Source organism: Enterobacter cloacae complex sp. IR5441, assembly GCF_049238215.1.
In the GTDB taxonomy this organism is placed as follows: Bacteria; Pseudomonadota; Gammaproteobacteria; order Enterobacterales; family Enterobacteriaceae; genus Enterobacter; species Enterobacter hormaechei_C.
Map to the genome: position 1 here is coordinate 82,569 of NZ_JBMKIA010000017.1, position 6,560 is coordinate 89,128.

6 protein-coding genes are annotated in these 6,560 nt (G+C 55.8%); 3 read left to right on the forward strand and 3 right to left on the reverse strand.

Features of this window, described 5'->3' with window-relative positions:
• Positions 1 to 26: 26 nt before the first annotated feature.
• Positions 27 to 1,142, reverse strand: coding sequence for an AI-2E family transporter YdiK (gene ydiK, locus ACOTX5_RS17630; RefSeq protein WP_045911644.1), 1,116 nt, complete (start codon positions 1,140 to 1,142; stop codon positions 27 to 29).
• A 199-nt stretch (positions 1,143 to 1,341) separates the two neighbouring features.
• Here ydiK and ydiJ point away from each other — a divergent pair, with 199 nt between their 5' ends.
• The 3 genes from ydiJ (at position 1,342) to ACOTX5_RS17645 (ending at position 5,085) form a co-directional block, all read left to right on the forward strand.
• Positions 1,342 to 4,398 carry a D-2-hydroxyglutarate dehydrogenase YdiJ gene (ydiJ, locus tag ACOTX5_RS17635; protein WP_063438941.1) on the forward strand — a complete coding sequence of 1,019 codons (3,057 nt, stop codon included), beginning with the start codon at positions 1,342 to 1,344 and terminating at the stop codon, positions 4,396 to 4,398.
• Positions 4,395 to 4,805 (forward strand): 1,4-dihydroxy-2-naphthoyl-CoA hydrolase, encoded by a 411-nt coding sequence (gene menI / locus ACOTX5_RS17640; protein WP_045911646.1) that lies wholly within the window; start codon positions 4,395 to 4,397, stop codon positions 4,803 to 4,805. Before ydiJ ends, menI begins: the two co-directional genes overlap by 4 nt.
• 85 nt (positions 4,806 to 4,890) lie before the next feature.
• Positions 4,891 to 5,085, forward strand: coding sequence for a YdiH family protein (locus ACOTX5_RS17645; protein WP_003857766.1), 195 nt, complete (start codon positions 4,891 to 4,893; stop codon positions 5,083 to 5,085).
• A 46-nt stretch (positions 5,086 to 5,131) separates the two neighbouring features.
• Here ACOTX5_RS17645 and ACOTX5_RS17650 read toward each other — a convergent pair whose 3' ends face one another.
• Positions 5,132 to 5,761: a helix-turn-helix domain-containing protein gene (locus tag ACOTX5_RS17650; RefSeq protein ID WP_023296357.1), complete on the reverse strand. Its 630-nt coding sequence runs from the start codon at positions 5,759 to 5,761 to the stop codon at positions 5,132 to 5,134.
• A gap of 77 nt (positions 5,762 to 5,838) precedes the next feature.
• Positions 5,839 to 6,480 carry a winged helix-turn-helix transcriptional regulator gene (locus tag ACOTX5_RS17655; protein WP_234101241.1) on the reverse strand — a complete coding sequence of 214 codons (642 nt, stop codon included), beginning with the start codon at positions 6,478 to 6,480 and terminating at the stop codon, positions 5,839 to 5,841.
• Positions 6,481 to 6,560 lie beyond the last annotated feature (80 nt).

The window sequence follows — 6,560 nt, forward strand, 5'->3', positions numbered from 1 at the left end:
GCGTTAGCGCCACCCGGCATCCGTTCTTACTGCGCGTTCTTATCTTCCAGCTCTTCAAGTTCGCTTAAGATGACATCCGGATCGGTTCCCGGCGCTGGCACTTCATGCACCCAGGCGGAGAAGAGTCGCCAGGTCACCGCAAGCAGCACCGGACCGATGAACAGGCCAATCATGCCGAAGGCAATTAACCCTCCAATTACCCCGGACAGGATCAGAATCAGCGGCAGGTCAGCGCCCATGCGGATGAGGAGGGGACGGATCACGTTATCCATGGTGCCCACCACGCAACTCCAGACCAGCAGCACCGTGCCCCAGGTCGTATCCCCCGTCCAGTAAAGCCAGATAATGCAGGGAACCAGCACCAGCAGCGGACCGAGCTGCGCCAGACAGGTCATCAGCATGACGACGGTGAAAATGGTGGCATACGGTACGCCGGAAATCGCCAGCCCGATTCCGCCAAGCACCGCCTGCACCAGCGCCGTGACCACCACGCCGAGCGCCACCGCGCGGACGGCCTGGGCTGCCAGCAGCACGGCCGCATCGCCGCGTTTACCTGCCAGTCGGGTGGCGAAATGACGTACCCCCAGCGCAACCTGCTCGCCGCGCCAGTACAGCAGGGCGCTGAAGACCAGCATCAACGTACAGTGCATCATGAAGCGACCAATGTGCGCAGCCTGCCCCACAAACCAGGTGGTGGTTGTGCCGATGTACGGACGCACTTTGGCCATCAGGGCGCTACCGCCCATCTCCAGCAGGCTGTGCCAGCCGCTGTATAGTTTTGCGCCCACAACAGGAATGCTGTTCAGCCACGCGAGATCCGGCAGCGTCATATCACCGCTGGTGACCGCGCGAATAACCGGGCCGCTACTGTCAACCAGGCTGTTAACCAGCAGTGCAATGGGAATAATAAACAGCAGGAACAACAGCAGCGTCATCACCAGCACGGCCAGGCCGCGGCGACCAAACAGCAGTTTCTGCAAACGTAAGAGTAAAGGCCAGGTTGCGACGACGACGGTCGCGGCCCAGGCAAATCCGAGCACGAAAGGACGAACAATCCACAGACACGCAATAATCATAATGGCTAAGAACAGCACCGACAGCAGTATCTGCGCGACATCCCTGGGCTGACGAAGATTGACCATAAACGAAACTTTCCTTAAATGAACACCAGCAAGGCTGATGGGAATATAAACCGCATCTCTCTAATCATTAGTGATTTCAGCGATTTTTGACAGGCGGATTTTGCCCGTAATTCTACGAAGCACATAAGAAAAAAATGTGATAAAACTTTCCAGACACAACGCAAACGATTTCACACTATTCTCATTAGGGTCGACAGCAATGATCCCACAGATTTCTCAGGCACCGGGCGTCGTTCAGCTGGTGCTTAATTTTTTGCAGGCACTGGAGCAACAGGGTTTTACAGGTGACACCGCCACCGATTATGCCGACAGGCTGACGATGGCGACCGATAACAGTATTTACCAGCTTCTTCCCGATGCCGTCGTTTTCCCGCGCTCTACCGCCGATGTGGCGCTCATCGCCCGTCTGGCGTCGCAGGAGCGTTTCAGCTCCCTGGTCTTTACCCCACGCGGCGGCGGGACGGGTACCAACGGGCAGGCGCTGAACCAGGGCATCATCATTGATATGTCCCGCTATATGAACCGCATCATTGAGATCAACCCGGAAGAGGGGTGGGTGCGAGTGGAAGCGGGGGTGATCAAAGATCAGCTGAATCAGTTTTTGAAACCTTACGGCTATTTTTTTGCGCCAGAGCTTTCCACCAGTAACCGCGCGACCATTGGCGGGATGATCAACACCGATGCCTCGGGGCAGGGCTCGCTGGTCTACGGCAAAACCTCCGATCACGTTATGGGTGTGCGGGCGGTGCTGCTGGGGGGCGATATCCTCGATACCCAACCGATGCCGATCGAGCTGGCCGAAACGCTGGCAAAAGAGAGCACCACCAGCGGACGGATTTATCGTACCGTGCTGGAGCGCTGCCGCGAAAATCGCGAACTGATCCTCAACAAATTCCCGAAGCTCAACCGCTTCCTGACGGGCTACGATCTGCGCCATGTCTTTAATGACGATCTGAGCCAGTTCGATCTTACCCGCGTACTGACCGGGTCAGAAGGGACGCTGGCCTTCATCACCGAGGCGCGTCTGGATATCACCCGGTTGCCAAAGGTGCGCCGTCTGGTGAACGTCAAATACAACTCCTTTGACTCCGCGCTGCGTAATGCACCGTTTATGGTGGAGGCGCGGGCGCTGTCGGTGGAAACCGTCGATTCAAAAGTTCTGAACCTGGCCCGGGAAGATATCGTCTGGCATTCGGTGAGCGAACTGATTACCGACGTGCCGGATAAAGAGATGCTCGGCCTGAACATCGTCGAGTTCGCCGGGGATGACGCAGAGCTGATTGAGAGCCAGGTGAGCACACTCTGCCAGCGTCTGGACGAGCTGATTGCCCAGGGGGAAGGCGGCGTCATTGGCTGGCAGCTGTGTAACGATCTCTCCGGCATCGAGCGAATCTACGCGATGCGTAAAAAAGCGGTGGGGCTGCTCGGCAACGCGAAAGGGGCGGCGAAGCCGATTCCGTTTGCGGAAGATACCTGCGTGCCGCCGGAGCACCTTGCTGATTATATTGTGGAGTTTCGCGCGCTGCTCGACAGCCATGGTCTGAGCTATGGCATGTTCGGGCACGTGGACGCGGGTGTGCTGCACGTGCGCCCGGCGCTGGACATGTGCGACCCGCAGCAGGAGATCCTGATGAAGGAGATCTCCGACGAGGTCGTGGCCCTCACGGCCAAATACGGCGGCTTGTTATGGGGCGAGCACGGCAAAGGATTCCGCGCCGAGTACAGCCCGGCGTTTTTTGGCGAACAACTTTACGCCGAGCTGCGTAAGGTAAAAGCCGCTTTTGATCCCGATAACCGCCTTAACCCGGGAAAAATCTGCCCGCCGGAGGGCATTGATGCGCCGATGTTGCAGGTGGACGCCGTCAAGCGCGGCACCTATGACCGACAAATTCCGATTGCGGTACGCGCTTCCTGGCGCGGCGCGATGGAGTGCAACGGCAACGGGCTGTGCTTCAACTTCGATGTGAAAAGCCCGATGTGTCCGTCGATGAAAATCACCAGCAACCGCATTCATTCCCCGAAAGGGCGTGCCACGCTGGTGCGCGAATGGCTGCGCCTGCTGGCCGACCGCGGCGTTGACCCGCTCAAGCTGGAACAGGAGCTGCCGGAAAAACGCGCCAGCCTGCGCGGGCTTATCGAACGCACCCGCAACAGCTGGCATGCGAACAAAGGTGAATACGATTTCTCGCATGAGGTGAAAGAGGCGATGTCCGGCTGCCTGGCGTGCAAGGCGTGTTCAACCCAGTGCCCGATTAAAATTGACGTACCGGAATTCCGTTCCCGCTTCCTCCAGCTGTACCACACGCGTTATCTGCGCCCGATGCGCGATCATCTGGTGGCGACGGTGGAGAGTTACGCGCCGCTGATGGCCCGTGCGCCAAAAACCTTTAACTTCTTTATCAACCAGCCGCTGGTGCGCAAACTGTCAGAAAAACATATCGGCATGGTGGATCTGCCGCTGCTGTCGGTGCCATCGCTCCAGCGTCGGCTGGTGGGGCACCGCTCGGCGAACATGACCCTGGAACAACTGGAAGCATTAAGCCCTGAGCAGAAAGCGAAGGTGGTGCTGGTGGTGCAGGATCCGTTTACCAGCTATTACGATGCGCAGGTGGTGGCCGATTTTGTCCAACTGGCCGAGAAAATCGGCTACCAGCCGGTGGTGCTGCCGTTCTCGCCGAACGGCAAGGCGCAGCACATTAAAGGCTTCCTCACCCGCTTTGCGAAAACCGCGCAGAAAACTTCAGATTTTCTGAATCGCGTGGCGCAGCTCGGTATGCCGATGGTGGGCGTCGATCCGGCGCTGGTGCTCTGTTACCGGGATGAATATAAGCAGACGCTCGGCGATAAGCGCGGTGATTTTCAGGTCTTACTGGTACACGAGTGGCTGCCTGCGGTGCTGACGCAAACGCCCTCTCAGGAGGTGAGTGGAGAAGCCTGGTACCTGTTTGGGCACTGCACCGAAGTGACGGCGCTGCCGACGGCGCCTGCCCAGTGGGCTTCTATCTTTGCCCGGTTTGGCGCGAAGCTGGAAAGCGTTAACGTGGGCTGCTGCGGTATGGCCGGAACCTACGGCCATGAAGTCAAAAACCACGCTAATTCGCTCGGCATTTACGAGCTGTCGTGGCATCAGGCGATGCAGCGCCTGCCACGCAACCGCTGTCTGGCGACGGGCTACTCCTGCCGCAGCCAGGTGAAACGGGTGGAAGGTAACGGCGTCCGCCATCCATTGCAGGCTTTACTGGAGATTATCGGATGATCTGGAAACGTGCGTTCACCCTTGAGGCCTTAAATGCCATGGGCGCGGAGAACATGGTCGGTTTGCTGGATATCCAGTTCACGCGCATTGGCGACAACGAACTGGAAGCGACGATGCCGGTAGACAACCGTACTCATCAACCGTTTGGCCTGTTGCACGGCGGCGCGTCCGTCGTGCTGGCCGAAACGCTGGGGTCGGTGGCGGGCTACCTGTGTACGGAAGGAGAGCAGAAGGTGGTGGGTCTGGAGGTCAATGCCAACCACATCCGCTCCGTTCGCAGCGGGCGCGTGCGTGGCGTCTGCCGGGCGCTGCAAGCCGGAAGCCGTCATCAGGTGTGGCAGATTGATATTCTGGACGAGCAGGATCGCCTGTGTTGTTCATCCAGGCTGACGACGGCCGTTGTGTAAAGTTTCCGGATGTCTTGTTTTTGGTCAAAAATTAGCCGCCTGATTGTGATATACTGGTCACGTTTTGAACATAAGCGAGGACATCATGGATACTGAAATAACCCCAACACAGCTGGCAATTGAATATTTACGTCGCGATAAAAGCAATCTGTCTCCCGCCCAGTACCTGAAAAAGCTGAAACAGCTTGAGCTGGAATTTACGGATTTGCTGGCGCTCTCTTCAAACGAACTGAAAGAAGAGATCTACTTTGCCTGGCGGTTGGGCGTTCACGTCCATTAAGCAGTGAAGAAAAGGCCGCAAGCGCGGCCTTTTTTGTGTCTGACATTCAGTATCTGGCAGGCAGTTTGTTAATTTTAATCAGCCGGCCTTCTTCCATTTCGATGAACCCACCCGTTTTCAGATCAGCCAGAATCCGCATTACGCCACTGCGGGAAAGATGGGTTTTATCCCTGATATACCTTTCCGCCGTCACGCTGCGTCGGTAGCTGTCATCTTCCTGCATCAGCAGCACGAGCTGCTGGCGAATCATCTCGTACGCGGTTGGCGCGCCTTTCGGCATGACGTTGTGATAGAGGCGGTTATAGACAAACATCAGATGATTAGAAAGCAGCCCCCACAGCGCCTTCTCTTTGATAATTTGAGCCACCCGATCGGTCGTGAGCACACCAATCAGGCAAGGCGTTACCGTTCGGAGGTAGTCATTAAAATAAATGTCCGTCAGGTTAGCGAGGCCAAACAGGGCGGGACTGCGCGCCGTTGAAAGCATCATGTCGTCGCTTCTTCTGTATATGGCGACCGTGCCATCAAGAATTAAATAACACATGCTCTGCCCGTCAACCTGGAGATCAAGTTGCTCGCCGGGATCGGTTTTATGCGTGGCGCAGTGCGGCTGTAAATGAGAAATCAGTTCCTGAGCATAGGGAGAGCCGCGATGCGATGGTTTGTCAGAAGACATAGCGTTAACCTGGAAAGAGACTGTACTCTCTATAGTGTCGCTCTTCTTTTCCACCTTCTCCAGAGATAAATACAGCCTCAGTACTTACGGGGTAAGTGATGGATCTCTACTAGTACGCCACGCTCCATGGTGATGTATTTCCCCGTCCGCAACTCCGCGAGGATCCGCATAATGCCGCTGCGTGAAAGATAGGTGCGGCTTTTGATATAGGCCGCGGCGGTAATGTTTTGTCTTATGGCTTCCGGCTCCTGCATCAACTCAACCAGTTGAAAGCGGATAATGTCATAAGCCGACATTTGCGATATCTGGGCACAATGTTCGTAGACGCGCGATGCGGTATAGATCAGCAGGTTTGAGAAGTGCTCCCATAAATTCTGTTGTGCGACAACATGATTGAAACACGCCAGCGAAACGCTGGCCACCTCTGAGGTTTCCAGCGCTCTGACGTACAGGTGTTCAGACGATAACTGGCTGCTCACGCCGAGTATAAATGGCGCGGATTCAGAATTTAAGACGATACCGTCCCCGCGACGGTGTAACGCCACGCTGCCATGCAACAGTAAAAAGCATTGACGGGTATCGCCGGAGCAATAATGGATAATTTCTCCTCTGGCAATAATGCTTCTCTCCGCATGCGGCAAAACATTATCGATTATTTTTTCAATGTGCTTAAAAGGCTTAGCGCTGATGAATCCCCTAATGATTTTGGTAAAAATCATTAAGTTAAGGTGGATACACATCTTGTCATATGATCAAATGGTTTCGCGAAAAATCAATAATCAGACAACAAGATGTGCGA

Coding starts and splice junctions, on each gene's coding strand:
- ydiK (WP_045911644.1), bottom strand. CDS start 1,142: ATGGTCAATCTTCGTCAGCCCAGGGATGTCGCGCAGATACTGCTGTCG.
- ydiJ (WP_063438941.1), top strand. CDS start 1,342: ATGATCCCACAGATTTCTCAGGCACCGGGCGTCGTTCAGCTGGTGCTT.
- menI (WP_045911646.1), top strand. CDS start 4,395: ATGATCTGGAAACGTGCGTTCACCCTTGAGGCCTTAAATGCCATGGGC.
- ACOTX5_RS17645 (WP_003857766.1), top strand. CDS start 4,891: ATGGATACTGAAATAACCCCAACACAGCTGGCAATTGAATATTTACGT.
- ACOTX5_RS17650 (WP_023296357.1), bottom strand. CDS start 5,761: ATGTCTTCTGACAAACCATCGCATCGCGGCTCTCCCTATGCTCAGGAA.
- ACOTX5_RS17655 (WP_234101241.1), bottom strand. CDS start 6,480: ATGATTTTTACCAAAATCATTAGGGGATTCATCAGCGCTAAGCCTTTT.